An 18,903-nucleotide genomic window follows, 5' to 3' on the forward strand; every position below is an offset into this window, starting at 1 on the left:
CAGCCGGGTTGAGCCCCGGGATCAGAACTGCTGGAACCAGCGCTGGATCTGGGCCGGATCCTTGCTCTGGGTCAGGGAGAGCATCAGCAGGATGCGCGCCTTCTGCGGGTTCAGGGTGCCGGCGGCCACGAAGCCGTACTTGGCGTCATCGATCTCGGCATCCAGGGTGGTGGCGCCGGTCGGCACGCGGGCGGAACGCACCACCCGGATGCCATCCTTGCTCGCCTTGGCCAGGGTATCGAACAGGGTGTGGTAGAGGTTGCCGTTGCCCACACCGGCGCTGACGATGCCGTCAAACTTGGCATCCACCATGGCTTTGGCGGGCAGATCGGTGGCGTTGGCGTAGTTGTAGACGATGCCCACCTGCGGCAGCTTGTCGAGCTTGCTCACGTCGAACGGGGTCTTGCTGGTGTGCAGGCGGGCCGGGCTGCGCTGGTAGTCGATCTTGCCGTTGTGGATGTAACCGAGCGGGCCGAAGTTGGGGGCGGCAAAGGTCTGCACCCCTGTGGTGTTGGTCTTGGTGACGTCACGGGCGTCCAGCACGGTGTCGTTCATGGCCACCATGACGCCACGGCCCTTGGAGTCGGGATCGGAGGCGGTGACCACGGCGTTGTACAGATTGAGCGGGCCGTCGGCGCTCATGGCGGTGGAGGGGCGCATGGCGCCGACCAGCACCACCGGCTTGTCGCTCTTGACGGTGAGGTTGAGGAAGTAGGCGGTCTCCTCCATGGTGTCGGTGCCGTGGGTGATGACGATGCCATCCACGTCATCCTTGGCCAGCAGTTCATTCACCCGTTTGGCCAGCTTGAGCCACACCTCGTCATTCATGTCCTGGGAGCCGATCTTGACCACCTGCTCCCCCTGCACCGCGGCGATGTTCTTCATCTCGGGCACGGCGGCGATCAGCGTCTCGATGGCGACCTTTCCAGCCTCGTAGTTGGACTGGGTCGCAGACTGCCCTGCCCCGGCAATGGTGCCGCCCGTCGCCAGTATGTGCACGCTGGGCAGAGCCATGGCCATGGGGGAGAGGGTCATGCCGAGGACGACGGCGAGCAGGGTCTTGCGGATAGGGTGGGTCATGCTGCAATCCTTTTGGGTTAGTTGACTGCAGCATTTTCATCCATTTTGAATCGTTTTTAAGTGATCACTCTCAACAATAAAAACAAGTAAACAGAATATTGGTCTGATTTTTACCCACATAGGGATAAATCACTCCGCACTGAACCCCTTGGCTTCGATCAGCGCGATCAACTCGGCCTTGCTCAGCTCGCTCTCGATGACGGCCTTGCTGCTGCCAAAGTCGACCCGGGCCTGACTGACGGCGCCTTGGGCCAGCAGGGCCTTCTGCAGACTGGCGGCGCAGCCACCGCAGGACATGCCGGATACTTTGAGTTCTATGGTCATGAGATGTCTCCTCTGTTGATGTGATCTCAGCCTAAAGCTACCGCTAGCGGCAAGGTCAAGCCCCGCTCGTCATCAATAAACATGCCCTGTATTCACCGTCATCCCATCAGTCCCAAGTAGTTCATCAGGGCGGCACCCAGGCTGGTGCTGATCAGCGAGCCCAGGGTGGTGGTGGCGATGACATATTGACGGCGAACACGCCGTCATCGGATGCATCGCTAGCCCATCAGCCCGAGGTAGTTCATCAGGGCGGCGCCCAGGCTGGTACTGATCAATGAACCGAGCGTGGTGGTGGCGATGATGTTGGCGGCCAGCACGCTGTCGCCGCCCATGGCGCGGGTCATCACATAGCTGGCGGCCGCCGTCGGCGTGGAGCTGATCAGGAACAGAATGCCAAGCGCCTGGGTGCTGAAGCCGAGCGCCCAGGCCCCCACCACCAGTAGCACCGGAATACAGAACAGGCGGTTGGCGGTGGCCCAGCCGGTCAGCGTCGCACCGCCGCGCAGGGCCTTGAGATTGAGGCTGGCGCCGGTGCACAGCAGCGCCAGCGGCAGTGTCATGTTGGCAAAGTAGTTGCCGGTGGTGATGACCAGTTGCGGCAATTCGATGCCGAGCAGGCCGAAAGGCAGCGCCGAGAGTATGGCGATGATCAGTGGGTTCTTGGCGATCCCCTTCAGGATCGGCTTGATCCCCCGCCCTCCCCCCAGGCTACGGGTGAGGGTGATGACAGCGAGAATGTTGTAGAGCACGGTCACCGCCCCCACCAGCAGCGCCGCGGCCCCTATCCCCTCTGGGCCATAGGCATTCTGCACATAGGCCAGCCCCATGATCCCCATGTTGCCGCGAAAGCTGCCCTGCACGAAGATGCCGCGCTGGCGCGGCTCCGCGATGAAACGGGACGCCAATGCCTCGAGCACCAGGAAGGCGGCGAGCGTGCCCAGCAAGCCGTAGAGGATGAGCCAGGGACTCGGCATGGTGGAGAAGTCGGTGCGCACCATGCTGAGGAACAGCAGGGCCGGCAGGGTGACCTGGAACACCAGCCGCGAGGCGGACTCGACGAAGCTGTCTGGCAACAGACCGAGGCGCTTGAGCCAGATCCCGAGCAGCAGCACCATGCAGATGGGGCCCGTGATGGAGAGGGAGAAGTGCAGACTTGCCAACAGATCCATGATGCGCGTCCTGTGCGATGCGAGCGGCAGGCCGCCAGCCGGAATGGAGAGGGGAAGAGCCGCCATTCTAACGCCATGGGCTTGTATTCACAGGGGTTAATCACAACAATGTGGGCAATGACCTGCAGCCCTGATGTGGAAAGCACCCGACCTATGGAAAAGAAACTGACCATCCTCGACATCGCCCGTCTCTGTGGCGTCGGCAAGTCGACCGTCTCCCGGGTGCTCAATCAGGACCCCAAGGTCAAGCCACAGACCCGCGAGCGGGTGGAGCAGGTCATCGCCCAGCACGGCTTCGTGCCGAGCAAGTCGGCCAGGGCCATGCGCAACCAGAGCCAGCAGGTGGTGGGCATCATCGTCTCCCGGCTCGATTCCAGCTCGGAAAACCAAGCGGTGCGCGGCATGCTGGAGACCCTCTACGCCCGCGGCTACGACGCCGTGCTGATGGAGAGCAAGTTCTCCCCCGACAAGGTGAGCGAACACCTGGCCGTGCTGGCGCGGCGCGGGGTGGATGGCATCATCCTGTTTGCCTTCAACGATCTCGACTATGCCGCCATGACTCCGCTGCGAGAGAGGTTGGTGCTGGTGGCCCGCGAATACCCCGGTTTCTCCTCGGTCTGCTTCGACGATGGGGGGGCGGTGCGCACCATGCTGACACAGCTGGAAGCACGCGGCGCCCGCGACATCGCCTACCTCGGGGTGGATGCCTCGGATCTCACCACCGGCCAGCGTCGGCTGGATGCCTATCTGGCCTACTGCCGGGAACAGGGTCGCCTACCGCGCTCCGCGCTCGGGGATCTCAGCCTGCAGAGCGGTTATCGGCTGGCGGCCGAGCTGCTCACCCCCACCACCCAGGCGCTGGTCTGCGCCAGCGATACCCTCGCCATGGGCGCGGCCAAATACCTGCAGGAGCAAGGCCGCGGCGAGGTGCTGGTGACCGGCCTTGGCAACAATCCCCTGCTCAGCTTCCTGTTTCCCAACGCCCTCAGCCTGGATCTCGGCTACAAGGGCGCGGGGGAGCAAGCCGCACGCCAGCTGCTCGGTCAGATCGAGCAGGGCAGATCGCCGCAAGCCACCATAGCCCCCTGCCAGCTGTTGTGAGCCTCATCACTCGTTGCTGAGCGAAATTCGCACATTCTGTGACTCTCACCACGAAATGGGAACGTTCCCATTTCTGTCGGGAGCGATTGGTAGCATGCTAAATAGGAACTATACCAAGAACACTTGGGCCAGCAGGCTGGCCCTACAGGGTGATGCATACCAAACTCAATAGAGTCACAGAGGGAAGACTCATGTCCAAGATCAACGCACAACATCTGGCCCAGCTTATCGACAAGATCGGCGGCAAGGAGAACATCGCCACCGTCAGCCACTGCCTGACCCGGCTGCGCTTCGTGCTCAATGACCCTACCAAGGCCGACTCCAAGGCCATCGAGACCATTCCGGCGGTGAAGGGAAGCTTCACCCAGGGCGGCCAGTTCCAGGTGGTCATCGGCAACGAGGTGGAGCAGTGGTACAAGGCGCTCACCGAGGAGATCGGGGTCAGCGGTGCCAGCAAGGATGCCGCCAAGCAGGCGGCGCGCCACAACATGAACCCGCTGGAGCGCGGCATCTCCCATCTGGCGGAGATCTTCGTGCCGCTGCTGCCCGCCATCATCACCGGCGGTCTGATCCTGGGGTTTCGCAACGTCATCGGCGACATCAAGATGTTCGATGGCAAGACCCTCACCGAGATCAGCCAGTTCTGGGCCCAGGTGCACGCCTTCCTCTGGCTGCTGGGTGAGGCGATCTTCCACTTCCTGCCGGTCGGCGTCTGCTGGTCCGCGGTGAAGAAGATGGGGGGCTCCGAGATCCTGGGGATAGTGCTGGGGATCACGCTCGTCTCTCCGCAGCTGATGAATGCCTACGCCATCGGCCAGCAGGTGCCCGAGGTGTGGGACTTCGGTCTGTTCGTCATCGAGAAGGTGGGCTATCAGGCCCAGGTCATTCCGGCCCTGCTGGCGGGGGTGGCGCTCGCCTATATCGAGACCAACCTCAAGCGCATCATCCCGGCCTATCTCTACCTGGTGATAGTGCCCTTCATCTCCCTGCTGCTGGCGGTGATCCTGGCCCACACCCTGATCGGCCCCTTCGGCCGCTGGATTGGTGAAGGCGTTGGCTTCGCCGCCAAGGCCGCCATGACCGGCTCCTTCGCCCCCATAGGCGCGGCCCTGTTCGGCTTCCTCTACGCCCCCCTGGTCATCACCGGCATCCACCACACCACCAACGCGGTGGACCTGCAGCTGATGCAGAGCATGGGTGGCACCCCGATCTGGCCGCTGATCGCACTCTCCAACATCGCCCAGGCGTCCGCGGTGGTGGGCATCATCCTGATCAGCCGCAAGGAGAACGAGCGGGAGATCTCGGTGCCTGCCGCCATCTCCGCCTACCTCGGCGTGACCGAGCCGGCCATGTACGGCATCAACCTCAAGTACAAGTTCCCCATGCTGTGCGCCATGGTGGGCTCGAGCTGCGCGGCCCTCATCTGCGGCTTCGCCGGGGTGATGGCCAATGGCATTGGGGTCGGCGGCCTGCCGGGCATCCTCTCCATCCAGCCGCAGTACTGGGCCATCTATGCCGTCGCCATGCTGGTGGCCATAGTGGTGCCCCTAGCACTGACCCTGCTGGTCTACAAACGCCAGCAGGCGGCCGGCAAGCTGGAACTGACTGCCGCCTAAGTGGCTGGCACAGAGGCGGAGCCCAGGCTCCGCCCTTTTTATCGTCCTTTTTCAATCCGTTACCCGTTTCAACAAGATGAGCGACCCGACCATGAAACAGACTCCCTGGTGGCAGAGTGCCGTGATTTACCAGATCTACCCCAAGAGCTTTCAGGATTCCGGCGCCCGCGGCACCGGCGATCTCAAGGGGATCATGGCCCGCCTCGACTACCTCAAGACCTTAGGGATAGATGCCCTCTGGCTGACCCCGGTCTACGTCTCCCCCCAAATAGACAACGGCTACGACATCGCCGACTACCTGGCGATCGATCCCGCCTACGGCACCATGGCCGATTTCGAGGCGCTGCTGGCGGCCGCCCACGAGCGCGGCATCCGCATCGTGATGGACATAGTGGTGAACCACACCTCCACCGAACACGCCTGGTTCAAATCCGCCATGGGGGATAAACACAGCCCCTATCGCGACTACTATATCTGGCAAGATCCTGTGGCGGGCGGCGTGCCCAACAACTGGCAGTCCAAGTTTGGCGGCAGCGCCTGGGAACTGGACCCCGCCACCGGCCAGTACTATCTGCATCTGTTTGCCCGCGAACAGGCGGATCTCAACTGGGAGAATCCGGCGGTGCGGGCCGAGGTGAAGAAGGTCATCCACTTCTGGGCCGACAAGGGAGTCGATGGCTTCCGGCTCGACGTCATCAACCTCATCTCCAAGGATCAGGCCTTCCCGAACGACGACCTGGGCGATGGCCGTCGCTTCTACACCGACGGGCCGCGCATTCACGAATTCCTGCAGGATATCAGCCGCGATGTCTTCGCCCCGGTGGGCGCCATGACGGTGGGCGAGATGTCCTCCACCTCGCTGGCGCACTGCCAGCGCTACGGCGCGCTGGATGGCTCAGAGCTCTCCATGGTGTTCAACTTCCATCATCTGAAGGTCGACTACCCGAACGGTGACAAGTGGACCAAGGCCCCCTTCGATTTCCTCGAGCTCAAGCGCATCTTCAACCACTGGCAGAGCGGCATGCACGGCAAGGCCTGGTCGGCCCTGTTCTGGTGCAACCACGATCAGCCGCGCATCGTCTCCCGCTTCGGCGACGAGGGCGAGCACAGGGTGGCGGCCGCCAAGATGCTGGCCAGCACCCTGCACGGCCTGCAGGGCACCCCCTACATCTATCAGGGGGAGGAGATCGGCATGACCAACCCCGGCTATGGCAGCATCCATGACTATCAGGATGTGGAGAGTCGCAACATCTTCGCCATCAAGCAGGGCGAAGGGGTGCCAGAGGCGGAGATCCTCGCCATCCTCGGCGCCAAGTCGCGGGACAACTCCCGTACCCCCATGCAGTGGAACGCCGCCACCAACGCCGGTTTCACCAAAAGCACCCCCTGGCTCAAACCCGCCGCCAACTACCCCGAGATCAATGCCGAGGCCGCGCTGGCCGACGCCAACTCGGTGTTCTGGCACTACCGGGATCTGATCCGGCTTCGCAAGGCGCACCCCATCTTCACTCAGGGGGATTATCAGGAGCTGCTGCCGGGGCATGCTCAGATCTGGGCCTATAGCCGCAGCTGGCATGGGCAACGCCTGCTGGTGGTCAGCAACTTCTACGGCGAGCCGGCGGACTTTGCCCTGCCCGAAGGGATGCAAGCAGGCGAGGGACGCCTGCTGCTTGGCAACTACCAAGACAGCCCGGCCAACCCGCAATCTTGCAGGTTGCGCCCCTATGAATCCCTGATCTGGCTGGTGGAGTAGACGATGACTGAAGCAACGACTATGGTGACAACCCAGTCGCAACAGGGGACTCAGCCACAGCCAGAACGTGGCCAGGAATGGCACAAGATGGTAGCGGGGCAGCCCTATGATGCGGCTGACCCCGAGCTCAAGGCGGCGCGCGAGCGCTGCCGCTGCCTCTATCACAGCTTCAACACCCGTTGGCAGGAGAAACCCGAGCGGGACGCCCTGCTGCGCGAGTTGCTCGGCAGCCGCGGCGCTTCCTGTGCCATCAACCCACCCTTCTTCTGCGACTATGGCGCCAATATCTTTGTGGGGGAGAACTTCTACGCCAACGTCAACTGCACCATCCTCGACGTGTGCGAGGTGCATATCGGCGACAACGTGCTGCTGGCGCCCGGGGTGCAGATCTACACCGCCGCCCACCCGATCGCGGTGGTGCCACGGGTGGCCGGGGTCGAGTTCGGCAAGCCGGTGCGGATCGGCCACAACGTCTGGATCGGCGGTAGCACCGTGATCTGCCCCGGCGTCACCATAGGCGACAACAGCGTCATCGGCGCCGGTTCAGTGGTGACCAGGGATATTCCGGCCAATGTGGTCGCCGTCGGCAATCCCTGCAAGGTGCTAAGGCCCATGACGGCGGAGGAGCTGGCAGGGATGGGCCCTGCGGAGGCGTAGTGAACCTGTATCGAACGATGACAAAGGCGCCATAGAGGCGCCTTTGTCATTTCCGATGAAGGACCTGGTGCAGGCCCCTGCCTCGCTAGGTAAACACCGGACCAAAGCCAGAGCCCCACAGAACGGCGGTGGTCGCCAGCACGCAGACCAGCAGCACCAATCCGACCGTGACCACAGAGCTGGCATAGATGAACCCCTGCTCCTTGGGAATGTGCATCAGGATAGGGACGCCGACATAGAGCAGGTAGACGGAGTAGCTGAGCCCGATGAGGCCGATGATCATGACGAACCAGAGATGGGGGTAGAAGGCCGATAGCCCGACCATGAACAGCGGGGTGGAGGTATAGGCTGCCAGCTCGAGTGTCGTAGTGTAGCTGGGGTCGGAGCCGAAGGTGTGACCCATCCAGTGCGCCAGATAGGCCAGGGCAAACACCCCTATGACCAGCGCCACGTACATGGCCACCGACAGCATGAAGGCGCTGTCCGAGGTCAGGGTGATGGGATCGCCTACACCTATGCTCCAGCCGATATGGACGGCGGAGTAATAGGCGCAGACTGACGGGATAAGGGCCACGATAAGAATATGGGTCAGACTGTTTCTGAAACTGTCGTGCGCCTCGTCTATGGTATGCCATTCGGTGTGAGGATGGGCATACAATCCCCATAAGTGGTTTAATATCATAGCGTTATTCCTTTTCAGCTTGGATTGTGAATCGTCGTATACCGCTCGCGCTCCTCTCTATCATTGTTGCATCGCTCGACGGGCCGTCCATTGCAACCGCTACGGCTAGCTTTAAATAAAGCTGCTCCCCTCCCCGGGCGTCAAGGAAGGAACCGGGAACCACAGAAACAGAAAAGCCCGGCGTTGCGGCCGGGCTCTTGAATTGCGCTCTGGGATTTGGCTTGCAGCGGTGATATGCGGAGCTGCAGCCCACAATGCAACGCTCGAACCGCTCGTCACAACCACCTTTCCTGGCCAGCCACGGCTCTGCATTGCGGATAAGCAAAAGGGGATGCCATGGCATCCCCTCTTCGCATTATCTGAGCTGAGTCAGATTACTGCTGTACTTCCTGCACGCCGGAGACGCGGACTTCGACGCGACGGTCCGGGGACAGGCAGGAGACCAGCTGATCCTTGGCGGTGATGCCATCGCACTGGGTGCCGGTTACCGGGTCGGCTTCGCCACGACCTTCGATGGAGATCTTGCTGGTGGCCAGACCCTTGCTCACCAGGAAGTCTGCGACGGTGCGGGCACGCGCCTCGGACAGCTGCTGGTTGTAAGCCTCGGAACCGATACGGTCGGTGTAACCGACAACGACGGCGCTGCCATCTTTCGGCTGGAATTCAACGATTTGCTGATACAGACCGTTCAGGGCTTCAACCCCTTCCGGCTTCAGTTCTGCCTTGCCAAAGGCAAACAGCACGTCTGAGTTCAGGGCAAAGTTCTTCTCGACAACCACAGGGGCCGCTTCTGCAACGACGGGTGCAGCAACAGGCTCAACATAGGAGGTGCGGAACGGGTGATATACCGCTTCCAGCGTCGCTACACTCTGGTTGGACTTGTACTGCTCGCCAGTGGAGGTGGTCAGGTCAGCCACGTCCCACATGTAGCGGTAGCGCGCCTGCAGATCCAGCGCATCGTTCAGCTTGTAGGTCAGACCGATACCGGCCAACGGGGAGACACGGGTATCGCTGTTGTCCAGACCATCGGTGTGGGCCCAGTAGGCACCGGCTTCACCGAACAGGGAGAAATCTTCGCTCAGCGGCAGACGGGCGATACCGGACAGGGTGGCGCCCTGGTTCTCATAGCGCTCGCCATCGGTGCTGCCACGGCCGGCGTACTGGTAACCCAGTTCGGCACCGAAGGTTTCGTTGAAGTTGTAACCCATGAAGAGGTTGGTGGCAGTCGCATCTTCGGTACCATCTTCGACAGCCGCGTTATTCAGGCCGTTGAAGTGGGTGGCGCCGATACCGGCACCAAAATAGATGTCGTCGGTAGCGTGAGCTGCAGTGCTTGCCAATGCCAGTGCAATCCAGACAGGAGTCAGTCGTAAGTTCATCGTATAGCCTCATCAATGCTAAATGGTGGGCGTTCAGCCCTTGTTATGTATGGCCGCCATTCTATAGGCGAAATCATGTACAGGACCTTAAGCGCAGAGACTATTTACCACTCATTTTACTGTTTGTTTTTCATGCACTTCTCTGCCTTCAACAGAAAAACGTTTTCACTCAATAGCGGACTTCTTATGGCCTGGGATATTGGTGATGGATGGCGACTGAGTGAATAACCATGGGCTCCTCCTACTGGACTTGAACCAGTGGCACATGGATCAAACAGACCGCGGTTCTACCGACTGGAATAAGGAGGATATATGCCTTTAGTAGCGGATATACGGGCCCCCATCATCCCGATAGAAGGGCCCAGAAGAAATTGAGGCGGCGGCCAGCGAAGCCCCGACTTTTAAAGATGATATTAAGAAAAGAGGGCAGCGATATATCGATAGCGCCCAGCAAACCTGTCCCCAGATCAACCAACCGTGAAAAACAGGCAAAGAAAAAGCCCAGCTTTGCAGCTGGGCTTTTGTGTTGGCTCCTCCTGCTGGACTTGAACCAGCGACATACGGATTAACAGTCCGCCGTTCTACCGACTGAACTAAGGAGGAATTGTACTTTGGATGCAAGATATCGCTATCTCATCATCCTTAATTGGTGCCCAGAGACGGAATCGAACCGCCGACACGGGGATTTTCAATCCCCTGCTCTACCGACTGAGCTATCTGGGCAAATGGTGCCGGCTACCGGAATCGAACTGGTGACCTACTGATTACAAGTCAGTTGCTCTACCTACTGAGCTAAGCCGGCACACTTTAAACCACTGTGCATGAACACATTTTCACTTCATGGCACCAAATCTTGGTGCCCAGAGACGGAATCGAACCGCCGACACGGGGATTTTCAATCCCCTGCTCTACCGACTGAGCTATCTGGGCGTGGGCGCTATTAAACGGATTTTAGGGCGGGTGGTCAACGGGAAATTTCACTTTCCGTCTCGTTCGTCTCTTTTTTGCGCAGCATCGCCCGTTTTTATCACTTCCGCAGGTGAAGCCACCTCCCGACGGCCCCAGAGTCGAGATTCCTCTCCCTTCAACAGGCGGGTGATGTTCTCGTGATGGCGGATCAGAATGAGGCAGGAGAGCAAGGAGACCGGCAGGGTGTATTCCGGTTTGAGCAGGTAGGTGAAGAGCGGGGTCAGCAGTACGGTGACGATGGAGGCCAGCGACGAATAGCCGCTTACCAGCAGCACCAGCAGCCAGGTGGCGATCGCCGCGCCCCCCATGGCAAAACCGATGGGCAGCATGGTACCCAGTGCCGTGGCAACGCCCTTGCCACCCCGGAAGTGAAAGAAGATGGGATACATGTGACCGAGACAGGCCGCCACGCCGATGAAGCCGAGGTAGATGGGCTTGATCTGCAGATACCAGGCGAGGTAGACGGGCGCCGTGCCCTTGAGCACATCGAGCAGCAGCACGACCAGCGCCGCCATCCGCCCGCCGAGGCGCAGCACATTGGTCGCCCCCGGGTTGTGGGAGCCATGATCGCGAGGATCCGGCAGCCCCCTGATGCGGGAGACCAGCACGGCACTGGACAGCGAGCCGCCCAGATAGGCCAGAATAATCATCAAAATCGTCAGGGCCGTCATCTTGGTCGTTTTTACCACGATATGAATGGGGTATGATGCGGGCCACATTCTCTGGCTTGGGGTTGCCCAACAGCGTGTCGCCCAAACCGACCGTCAGCAGCAATCTGCTGGCCAGACCTGCATCCCTGCGCTGTTCTCACAGCCCATCAAGAGTAAAGAAGAAGTACTGTCATGGACAAGGTGTTTATTCGCGGACTCGAGGTTTTGACCACCATAGGGGTATATGAGTGGGAGAAAGGCATTCGCCAGAAGCTCTGTTTCGATCTCGAGATGGGCTTTGACAACCGCCCCGCCGCCGCAACCGACGATATCAAGCTGGCATTGGATTATGCCACCCTCTCACGCAAGATCTGTGATCACGCCGCCGGCACCATAGTCGAGCTGGTCGAGACCATGGCCGAGCAGGTCGCCGCCCTGGTGCTGGCCGATGAGCGGGTGCAGTGGGTCAGGGTCGTGCTGACCAAACCGGGCGCCGTGCCCAACGCCGCCGGCGTCGGCGTCGAGATCCTGCGCCACCGTATCCCGGCCGCGAGTGCCCAGTGATGGGCATCCGCACCGATGACGATCAGGGCGGTGACAGCATGACCCGCATCTACATCAGCCTGGGCTCCAACATCGAGCGGGAGCGCCACATCCGGGCCGGGCTCGATGCCCTGCAGGCCGAATTTGGCGAGCTTGAGGTCTCCCGGGTGTTCGAGAGCGAGGCGGTGGGCTTTGCCGGCCGCCCCTTCTACAACCTGGTGGTGGGTGCCGACACCGAGCTGCCGCTGGCGATCTTGTGCCAGCGCCTACGGGCCGTGGAGTTCGCCCATGGCCGCGAGCCGGACGCCAAGAAGTTCGCCCCGCGCACCCTGGATCTGGACCTGCTGCTCTATGGGGATCTGGTCTGCGAGGATCCGGTGGCACTGCCTCGCGGCGAGATCCTCAGCAACGCCTTCGTGCTCTGGCCGCTGGCCGAGCTGGCCTCCAGCCTGCGCCATCCCACCGATGGCCGCACCCTGGGGGAGTTGTGGCACTGCTACGACAAGGCATCGCAGCGACTCTGCCCCATACCCTTCCACTGGGCGGCGTGCGAGTTGCAGCCTCACTGAAGCACAAGGGCACCTCGCGGTGCCCTTGTGCTTATCAGCCATCAGAAAGAGTGATTGGGCCCAAGCCCCGGCGACTGGCAGCATGGCCCTGACACAGGAGAGCACAATGCCACTCGATACCATTCATGACTTCAACTGCCAGCTGCTGAGCACTCTGCCTCACCAGCACTATCAACACGAACCCATCCTGGATTACGCCACCGACGAGCGGGTCAAGGCTCGCCTCGGCTGGCAGGCTGAATTCAGCAAGACCCTGTTCCTCAAGTTCAAGGATGGCCGCTTCGCCCTGCTGCTGACCCACAGGGACGGGCGGCTGGATAACAAGGCGGTCAAGGCCAGTCTGGGGGCCAAGCCCTCCATCTGCACGCCACAGGAGATGCAGGCGGAGATCGGCTGCCTGCCGGGGGCCGTCTGCCCCTTCCTGCCCCGTGCCGACATCCCGCTGCTGGTGGACTCCGCCCTGCTGGCCCACCACGCCTTCACCTGGACCCCGGGCCACCCGGAGCAGACCTTCCTGCTGGCGACCGAGCACCTGACCACCCTGCTGGTGGCCCTGCCCTGCCAGGTCAGCTACCTGCCCGTGGCGCAGGCCTGATCACTGCTTTTCATCTGACCGAACGGGGCACCAGGCCCCGCTCACCCCTGCTCCTTCCTGGCCAGCTGGGCGAAGATCAGCGCCGCCAGCATGGACATCAGGCCGATGCAGAGATAGGTCAGGTGGAAGCCACCCAGCCACTGCTCACTGCCCTCTGCCGGCTGCCCGGCGGAGAATAGCCCGAGCAGGCTGGCGGCGATGGCCACCCCCAGGCTCATGGAGAGCTGCATCACCACCGACAGCAGGCCGTTGCCGCTGCTGGCATGGTCGGCGCTCAAGTCCTGCAGCGTCAGGGTATTCATGGCGGAGAATTGCAGCGAGTTGATGGCACCGAACACCATCAGCCAGGCCAGCAGCAGCCAGTGCGGCACCTGGTTGTCGATGAGGGAGAAGCTGGCGATCAGCACCCCCAGCGCCAGGGTGTTGACGATCAGGATGCGGCGATAACCCACCTTGGGGATCAGCTTGTTGACCAGGGTCTTGGTCAGCATGGCGCCGATCACCGTGGGGATCATGGTCATGCCCGCCTTGCTCGGCGAGAAGCCCAGCCCCAACTGCAGGAACAGCGGGGTGAGGAAGGGCATGGCGCCGCTGCCGAGACGGGCAAACAGGTTGCCCCAGATGCCGATGGCAAAGGTCGAGGTCTGGAACAGCGCCAGGCTGAACAGCGGCTGCTCGGTGTTGGCCGCATAGAGCCAGTAACTCGCCATGGCCGCCAGGCCAAACAGCACCGCAAACAGCGCCCAACCGGTGGAGATGCTGTGTTCACCCAGCCCCTGCAGGCCGACCGAGACCAGCACCATGCCGGCGCTGAACAGCACAAAGCCCTGCCAGTCGAAGCGGGCGGTATGCTGGCGCAGATCCGGCATGAAACTCCAGCTGGCGATGAAACCTATCACCCCCACCGGCAGGTTGATGAGGAACACCCAATGCCAGCTCGCCACCTCCACCAGCCAACCCCCCAGCGCCGGGCCGAGCAACGGCCCCAGCAAACCCGGGATGGTGACGAAGGACATCACCCGCAGCAGCTCATGCTTGCTGTAGACCCGCAGCACGGCGAGGCGCCCTATGGGCATCAGCAAAGCTCCGCCCACCCCTTGCAGCACCCGGGCGGCGACCAGCATGGGCAGGCTGTTGGCCGCGGCGCAGGCCAGGGAACCCAGGGTGAACAGCAGTATGGCCGCCAGGTAGACGCGGCGGGTGCCGAATCTGTCCGCCAGCCAGCCGGAGGCGGGGATGAGCAGCGCCACCGTCAGCATGTAGGCGATGATCACCGACTGCATCTGCAGCGGGCTCTCCCCCAACGCCGCGGCCATGCTGGGCAGGGCGGTGTTGAGTATGGTGCCATCGAGTGTCTGCATGAAGAAGCCGACCGCGGTCAGCAGGGGCAGCCACTTGCGTTGGGCAGGGGTAACCAGGTGCGAGTGTTCGGGCATGGGCAGCAACCTCTCCTTGTTGTCTTGACCTAAAAAGAGACCCGCACTCGCTTTTTGAAAACGGGGCGGGTCACATCAGGATATCAGGCATCCGGCTGGCCGAGCATGGCTCTGAGCTGCTCTTCGAGCGTGGGCTCAGGTGCCTTGAGAGTCTCGAGGAACAGGGTCTCGATCCCGGCCTTGTCCTGGCTCCTGACGATAAACACCAGTCTGGACTGGGCCCGCCCTTCCGGCCACTCCCCCAGGGTCTGCAGCGGATAGAGCTGGCCGTGGACGCCGTGGATCACCACCGGCTGACTCTCTCCCTCCAGCAGCAGTATCCCCTTGAGCCGCAGCAGGGCGTCGCCGTATTGGGCCTGCACCGCATCGATCGCCGCCAGCAGCCGGGAGGGTTTCAGTGGCTCGCCGATGCGCAGGGAGAAGCTCTCGATGTTGCCGTGCTCGAAGTGGGTCGGGGTGGCGGTGCCCACCCTGGCCGCGACCGGCGTCATCCTCGGCTGCAGTGGCGAGGCCAGCCCCTGCTTCGGGGATTCGGTGCGCAGCCAGGCCAGCAGCTGGCGCACATCGCGCCCCGCCGCCTCGTTGTAGGCGCCGAGCTTCTCCAGCACGGTCGGCGACAGCTCGCCATTGCACACCCGCTGGATCGGCACCGCCGGGTTGAGCAGTGCCAGCCGGGCTTCCACCCGAGCCAGCACCTCGGTCTCCACCAGGTCGCCCTTGCTCACCACCAGCAGATCCGCCAGCGCCACCTGCTTGACCGCCTCGTACTGCTGGCCGAGCTGCTGCTCGATATGGCCGGCATCCACGACGGTGACTGTGCCATCGAAGCGGTAACGCTGGGCGATGAAGCCCTCCTCCTTCAGGGTGAACAGCACGGGGGCCGGATCCGCCAGCCCGGTGGTCTCTATGATGAGCCGCTTGAAGGGTTTGATCTTGCGCTGGATGGCCTTCATAAACAGCCCCTGCAGCGCCTCCACCAGGGAGCCCTGCACCGAGCAGCAGATACAGCCGGAATCGAGCAGCACCACCTGCTCGTCCACCTGCTGCACCAGATGATGATCCAGCCCCACAGAACCGAACTCGTTGATCAGCACCGCGCATTCGCCGAGCTCGGGCTGCTTGACCCAGTGGTTGAGCAAGGTGGTCTTGCCGCTGCCGAGGAAGCCGGTCAGCAGGGTGACGGGAATGCGGGTATCTTGCATATCGGTCATGTTAGCGCCTCATCGGTTGGCAAACAGATCGGCGAGCCAGCGGTTTTCGAACCGGCCGCAGGGATCGAGCTCGGCCTTGAGGGCCAGGAAGTCGTGCCAGCGCGGCAGCAGGGCCGGGAAGTCGTAGAGATCCATCGCCAGGTGCTTGCCGAAGTGGGGAATGCCGCCGAGCGGCACCAACAGTTGTTGCAGCTCGCGCATCTGCTCCATGGAGCCATTGACGAAGGTGCCATCCGCCGCCAGATAGACCAGGAAGCCGACCCAGCACACCGACTGGTCATAGGCCGCGCTGAGCCAGGCCTCGGAGGGGCCGGTGCAGCGCAGGATGAAGGGGTAGTGCAGCACGCCGGGGTTGGCCTGCTGCCAGCGTTGCAGGATCTCCAGCGCCTCGGCCATGCGATGCAGCGGCACCGCCACCTCGCAGTTGATCTGGGGCGCGGGTATCCCCTTGCAGAGGATCTGGTAGACGTTGCCCACCAGATCGGAGGCGTCCTTGAAGCGGCGCACCGTCTCGAAGTGCTCCCCGAGCCGCGCCTCATCCTTGGTGTCCTTGGCCATCTTCTGCAGGGTGGCATCTATGGTGGCATTCATGCGGGCGTCGATGTCCCCCTCCAGCAGCAGCGGCTCGCTGCCCGCGGCGCGGTAACGATCGACCTCCTCGTCACTGGCCGGATCCACCAGCCAGATGTGGCTCTCGCCGGTCCAGGCGAACCACCAGCTCTTCACGAAGCCGTGCTCGCGGTTGAGCCGCTCGTTGTGCTCCAGCAGGAAGGGGTAATCGGTGGTGAACTTGGTGCAGCGCATGATGCGGTTCGGCACGGTGCGCAGGGTGACGTCGAGCAGGATGCCGAGCATCCCCATGCCCATCACGAAGGCGCCGAAGCGCGGGTCGGTGCGATCCACCCGGATGAGGTCGCCATTGGCCAGCATGAGGGTCATGGCCTCCACCGCATCGCACAGGGCGGACTGGTGCAGCCCCTGGCCGTGGGTGCCGGTGCTGAGCGCGCCCCCCAGGGTCTGGATGCCGATGACCCCCGGCGAGGCGGGCAGCATCCGCTCCATGGCGATGAGATCCCCATAGACGGTATCGAGCGGCGTCCCCGCCTGATAGGTGACGCTCTCTTCTGTCTTGCTGAGCTGGCCACGCAGATGATGCAAGTCCACCAGCAGCGCCTGGCTGCCCTCGGCATAGACGCTGTGAATGGGTTCGAAGGAGAGCCCTGAGCCGATCAGCCGCAGCTTGCGCTCGGGATGTTCACGCAGCAGGCGTTGCAGCTGGTCGCGGCTGGTCGGGCGCCACACCTGCTCCAGCGCACCGAGGGGGTTGGTCCTGGACCAGTTGAACAGCACCTCTCGATTGCCAATCGCCTTGATGCTGTGAAATGCCTGGAACCTGACCGTCATACCGCGCCTCATCTGACTTCAAAATGAGCGTCAATTCTACCGAAAAGTGAGCCGCAAGGCATGAAAAACAAGCCCCTACAGTCGAGGGGTGGATAACGAAGGCCTGACCCATGCAAAGCGGGGATGCTGGCGGCCATCGCAAGACCCAAGCGCGATCAGCTGGCGAGCGACATGGCCCGGCTGGCCGCCTCCGCCCGCAGCACAGCACAAAACTGCCGGAGCGGCACCGGGCGACCGAACAGATAGCCCTGCAGGTAGGTCACCTTGCCCTTGAGATAATTCGCCTGCTGGCGGGTCTCGACCCCTTCGGCGATCAGGGTCAGTCCGAGCCGGCTACCGAGGTCGATCACGTTGTCGACTATGTGCTCGGACAGGGATTCGGTGCCGATCCGGCCGATGAAGGATTGATCGATCTTGAGGTAGTCCACATTGAATTGCTGCAGATAGACCAGGCTGGAGTGGCCGGTGCCGAAGTCATCCATGGCCAGCCTGACCCCCATCTCGTTCAGTTGCCTGAACAGCGAGAGGGTATGGGGATCCGCCACCAGCAGATCACGCTCGGTCAGCTCGAGCACCAGCACCACCTTGCCCGGCTCGAAGCGGGCGAGAAACTCGCGGCACTCCCTCAGCAGGATGTAGTCGCGGCAATGGGCCGCGCTGATGTTGAAGCTGATGTGAAAACCTTCGGGCAGACGCCGCTGTTCGGCGGCCAGCCGCTGGCCCACCTCCGCCATGATGAGGCTGGTCATGGGCACGATCAGGCCGCTGACCTCCGCCTGGGGAATGAACAGGTCCGGGCGGATCAGGCCCGCGTTCGGATGCTGCCAGCGCATCAGCACCTCGGCCCCCATGATCCGCTCGCCATCGGTCGACACCAGGGGCTGCAGGAAGGGGACAAATTCCCGCGCCTGCAGGGCGCGCGCCAGCTCATTGGCCGGGGAGCGGGGACGACTCAGCAGCCACCACATGAGCAGGGCAAAGCCGATGCAGATCCCCGTCAGCACCAGCAGTCCAAACCAACGGTGCTGCAACAACCCATGCCAGCTGGTGGAAAACTTCTGCCCCACGTAAATGGCGAGGGGATAATCCTGCGAGCGCAGCATGACATGGGCCTCGCCGGACAGGGCGGGGGCCTCGCTGAAGAAGTTGCCCTGCTCGTCGAGCCAGTGGCTACCGACGTTCAGCATCAGCTCGAGGGAGGGAATATGGAGGCTCAGGATGAAGCTGAGGTAGTCACCATCGATCAGCGCCAGGGTGGACGCCTCCCCCTGCACGGCCCGCACCGCCAGGAAGGGGTGACCATTGCGAACGGGGCTGCTGTTGCTCAGCAGCAGCTGCCCCTGGCTGTATTTCTCCGCCGCATAGGGCATCTGATAGGAGCCGAAGAAGGAGGTGCAGTAGATGTTGCCCTGATGCGCCAGATTGACCGAGCGGATGAAAGACTCCATGGCCGCCTTCTCCCTCAGATCGAACAGCACGGCTTCGCAGGGCTTGCCCAGCAGCGGCAACGCATTGCGGTTGGCCTCCTTGGCATGCCCCAGCATGTTTTCCAGCATGGTCATGGCGCGATCCGCCGCCTGATTGGACTCCAGCAACAGACCCGCCTGATAACGGTTGTACAACGCCCAGCTGCCGAGCAGCATGGGCAGTGTGAATACCAGCAAGGTGATGGTCAGACGCAGCCAGGGCCGAGCCGTGTCGAACGCGGGGGAATAGGTCATGGGTGGTCCTGCTGCACAAGGACCGCCATGTTAACGATAGAAAC

At 62.3% G+C, this 18,903-nt stretch carries 17 protein-coding genes and 5 tRNA genes; 7 read left to right on the top strand and 15 right to left on the bottom strand.

Features of this window, described 5'->3' with window-relative positions; translation table 11 throughout:
• Window positions 1-21: 21 nt before the first annotated feature.
• From ansB to AACW18_RS15130, 3 genes are all read right to left on the bottom strand, one after another.
• The gene (gene ansB, locus AACW18_RS15120) at window positions 22-1,080 is read right to left on the bottom strand and encodes an L-asparaginase 2 (protein WP_218389129.1); all 1,059 of its coding nucleotides are present in this window, start codon (window positions 1,078-1,080) and stop codon (window positions 22-24) included.
• Between the two features lie 129 nt (window positions 1,081-1,209).
• Complete coding sequence (locus AACW18_RS15125) at window positions 1,210-1,404, bottom strand: heavy-metal-associated domain-containing protein (RefSeq protein ID WP_042653182.1); 195 nt, start codon at window positions 1,402-1,404, stop codon at window positions 1,210-1,212.
• 218 nt (window positions 1,405-1,622) lie between these two features.
• On the bottom strand, window positions 1,623-2,573 hold the full coding sequence (locus AACW18_RS15130; protein WP_218389130.1) for an AEC family transporter: 951 nt from the start codon (window positions 2,571-2,573) through the stop codon (window positions 1,623-1,625).
• Window positions 2,574-2,726: 153 nt separating this feature from the next.
• Between AACW18_RS15130 and treR the strand changes: the two genes are divergently transcribed.
• From treR to AACW18_RS15150, 4 genes are all read left to right on the top strand, one after another.
• Window positions 2,727-3,674 (top strand): trehalose operon repressor TreR, encoded by a 948-nt coding sequence (gene treR, locus AACW18_RS15135; RefSeq protein ID WP_218389131.1) that lies wholly within the window; start codon window positions 2,727-2,729, stop codon window positions 3,672-3,674.
• Window positions 3,675-3,865: 191 nt separating this feature from the next.
• Window positions 3,866-5,290, top strand: a complete 1,425-nt coding sequence (gene treB / locus AACW18_RS15140; RefSeq protein WP_218389132.1) for a PTS trehalose transporter subunit IIBC — start codon at window positions 3,866-3,868, stop codon at window positions 5,288-5,290.
• 91 nt (window positions 5,291-5,381) lie between these two features.
• Window positions 5,382-7,043 carry an alpha,alpha-phosphotrehalase gene (treC, locus tag AACW18_RS15145; protein ID WP_218389133.1) on the top strand — a complete coding sequence of 554 codons (1,662 nt, stop codon included), beginning with the start codon at window positions 5,382-5,384 and terminating at the stop codon, window positions 7,041-7,043.
• 21 nt (window positions 7,044-7,064) lie between these two features.
• Window positions 7,065-7,700, top strand: a complete 636-nt coding sequence (locus tag AACW18_RS15150; protein WP_305730703.1) for a sugar O-acetyltransferase — start codon at window positions 7,065-7,067, stop codon at window positions 7,698-7,700.
• An 85-nt stretch (window positions 7,701-7,785) separates the two neighbouring features.
• Here AACW18_RS15150 and AACW18_RS15155 read toward each other — a convergent pair whose 3' ends face one another.
• The 8 genes from AACW18_RS15155 to plsY form a co-directional block, all read right to left on the bottom strand.
• Window positions 7,786-8,382 (bottom strand): Yip1 family protein, encoded by a 597-nt coding sequence (locus tag AACW18_RS15155; protein ID WP_042653188.1) that lies wholly within the window; start codon window positions 8,380-8,382, stop codon window positions 7,786-7,788.
• A gap of 374 nt (window positions 8,383-8,756) precedes the next feature.
• Complete coding sequence (locus AACW18_RS15160) at window positions 8,757-9,761, bottom strand: OmpA family protein (protein WP_042653189.1); 1,005 nt, start codon at window positions 9,759-9,761, stop codon at window positions 8,757-8,759.
• A 235-nt stretch (window positions 9,762-9,996) separates the two neighbouring features.
• A tRNA-Asn gene (locus tag AACW18_RS15165) sits at window positions 9,997-10,070 on the bottom strand.
• A 218-nt stretch (window positions 10,071-10,288) separates the two neighbouring features.
• Window positions 10,289-10,364, bottom strand: a tRNA-Asn gene (locus AACW18_RS15170).
• 44 nt (window positions 10,365-10,408) lie between these two features.
• Window positions 10,409-10,484: transfer RNA gene (locus AACW18_RS15175), tRNA-Phe, on the bottom strand.
• 3 nt (window positions 10,485-10,487) lie between these two features.
• Window positions 10,488-10,563 (bottom strand) — tRNA-Thr (locus AACW18_RS15180).
• Window positions 10,564-10,615: 52 nt separating this feature from the next.
• A tRNA-Phe gene (locus AACW18_RS15185) sits at window positions 10,616-10,691 on the bottom strand.
• A gap of 47 nt (window positions 10,692-10,738) precedes the next feature.
• Entirely contained in the window at window positions 10,739-11,401 is a 663-nt protein-coding gene (gene plsY / locus AACW18_RS15190; RefSeq protein WP_042641224.1) for a glycerol-3-phosphate 1-O-acyltransferase PlsY, read from the bottom strand.
• A gap of 171 nt (window positions 11,402-11,572) precedes the next feature.
• Here plsY and folB point away from each other — a divergent pair, with 171 nt between their 5' ends.
• The 3 genes from folB (at window position 11,573) to AACW18_RS15205 (ending at window position 13,087) form a co-directional block, all read left to right on the top strand.
• Window positions 11,573-11,944 (top strand): dihydroneopterin aldolase, encoded by a 372-nt coding sequence (folB, locus tag AACW18_RS15195; RefSeq protein WP_218389134.1) that lies wholly within the window; start codon window positions 11,573-11,575, stop codon window positions 11,942-11,944.
• Between the two features lie 38 nt (window positions 11,945-11,982).
• A complete protein-coding gene (gene folK / locus AACW18_RS15200) occupies window positions 11,983-12,492 on the top strand; it encodes a 2-amino-4-hydroxy-6-hydroxymethyldihydropteridine diphosphokinase (protein ID WP_218389190.1) in 510 nt (169 codons plus the stop codon).
• Between the two features lie 106 nt (window positions 12,493-12,598).
• Window positions 12,599-13,087 (top strand): YbaK/EbsC family protein, encoded by a 489-nt coding sequence (locus tag AACW18_RS15205; protein WP_218389135.1) that lies wholly within the window; start codon window positions 12,599-12,601, stop codon window positions 13,085-13,087.
• Between the two features lie 41 nt (window positions 13,088-13,128).
• On the opposite strand, the gene mdtD is transcribed toward AACW18_RS15205, so the two are convergent.
• From mdtD to AACW18_RS15225, 4 genes are all read right to left on the bottom strand, one after another.
• Window positions 13,129-14,523 (bottom strand): multidrug transporter subunit MdtD, encoded by a 1,395-nt coding sequence (mdtD, locus tag AACW18_RS15210; RefSeq protein ID WP_218329439.1) that lies wholly within the window; start codon window positions 14,521-14,523, stop codon window positions 13,129-13,131.
• An 83-nt stretch (window positions 14,524-14,606) separates the two neighbouring features.
• A complete protein-coding gene (locus AACW18_RS15215; protein WP_218389136.1) occupies window positions 14,607-15,734 on the bottom strand; it encodes a CobW family GTP-binding protein in 1,128 nt (375 codons plus the stop codon).
• A gap of 9 nt (window positions 15,735-15,743) precedes the next feature.
• Complete coding sequence (locus AACW18_RS15220; RefSeq protein ID WP_218389137.1) at window positions 15,744-17,138, bottom strand: D-arabinono-1,4-lactone oxidase; 1,395 nt, start codon at window positions 17,136-17,138, stop codon at window positions 15,744-15,746.
• 155 nt (window positions 17,139-17,293) lie between these two features.
• Window positions 17,294-18,859, bottom strand: coding sequence for an EAL domain-containing protein (locus AACW18_RS15225; protein ID WP_218389138.1), 1,566 nt, complete (start codon window positions 18,857-18,859; stop codon window positions 17,294-17,296).
• Between the last annotated feature and the right edge of the window lie 44 nt (window positions 18,860-18,903).

It is taken from the genome of Aeromonas sp. sia0103 (assembly GCF_963895295.1).
GTDB lineage: Bacteria > Pseudomonadota > Gammaproteobacteria > Enterobacterales > Aeromonadaceae > Aeromonas > Aeromonas encheleia.

Bases quoted from the DNA above. Each gene is read 5' to 3' on its own strand.
- ansB (WP_218389129.1), bottom strand. From the start codon at position 1,080: ATGACCCACCCTATCCGCAAGACCCTGCTCGCCGTCGTCCTCGGCATG.
- AACW18_RS15125 (WP_042653182.1), bottom strand. From the start codon at position 1,404: ATGACCATAGAACTCAAAGTATCCGGCATGTCCTGCGGTGGCTGCGCC.
- AACW18_RS15130 (WP_218389130.1), bottom strand. From the start codon at position 2,573: ATGGATCTGTTGGCAAGTCTGCACTTCTCCCTCTCCATCACGGGCCCC.
- treR (WP_218389131.1), top strand. From the start codon at position 2,727: ATGGAAAAGAAACTGACCATCCTCGACATCGCCCGTCTCTGTGGCGTC.
- treB (WP_218389132.1), top strand. From the start codon at position 3,866: ATGTCCAAGATCAACGCACAACATCTGGCCCAGCTTATCGACAAGATC.
- treC (WP_218389133.1), top strand. From the start codon at position 5,382: ATGAAACAGACTCCCTGGTGGCAGAGTGCCGTGATTTACCAGATCTAC.
- AACW18_RS15150 (WP_305730703.1), top strand. From the start codon at position 7,065: ATGGTGACAACCCAGTCGCAACAGGGGACTCAGCCACAGCCAGAACGT.
- AACW18_RS15155 (WP_042653188.1), bottom strand. From the start codon at position 8,382: ATGATATTAAACCACTTATGGGGATTGTATGCCCATCCTCACACCGAA.
- AACW18_RS15160 (WP_042653189.1), bottom strand. From the start codon at position 9,761: ATGAACTTACGACTGACTCCTGTCTGGATTGCACTGGCATTGGCAAGC.
- plsY (WP_042641224.1), bottom strand. From the start codon at position 11,401: ATGACGGCCCTGACGATTTTGATGATTATTCTGGCCTATCTGGGCGGC.
- folB (WP_218389134.1), top strand. From the start codon at position 11,573: ATGGACAAGGTGTTTATTCGCGGACTCGAGGTTTTGACCACCATAGGG.
- folK (WP_218389190.1), top strand. From the start codon at position 11,983: ATGACCCGCATCTACATCAGCCTGGGCTCCAACATCGAGCGGGAGCGC.
- AACW18_RS15205 (WP_218389135.1), top strand. From the start codon at position 12,599: ATGCCACTCGATACCATTCATGACTTCAACTGCCAGCTGCTGAGCACT.
- mdtD (WP_218329439.1), bottom strand. From the start codon at position 14,523: ATGCCCGAACACTCGCACCTGGTTACCCCTGCCCAACGCAAGTGGCTG.
- AACW18_RS15215 (WP_218389136.1), bottom strand. From the start codon at position 15,734: ATGACCGATATGCAAGATACCCGCATTCCCGTCACCCTGCTGACCGGC.
- AACW18_RS15220 (WP_218389137.1), bottom strand. From the start codon at position 17,138: ATGACGGTCAGGTTCCAGGCATTTCACAGCATCAAGGCGATTGGCAAT.
- AACW18_RS15225 (WP_218389138.1), bottom strand. From the start codon at position 18,859: ATGACCTATTCCCCCGCGTTCGACACGGCTCGGCCCTGGCTGCGTCTG.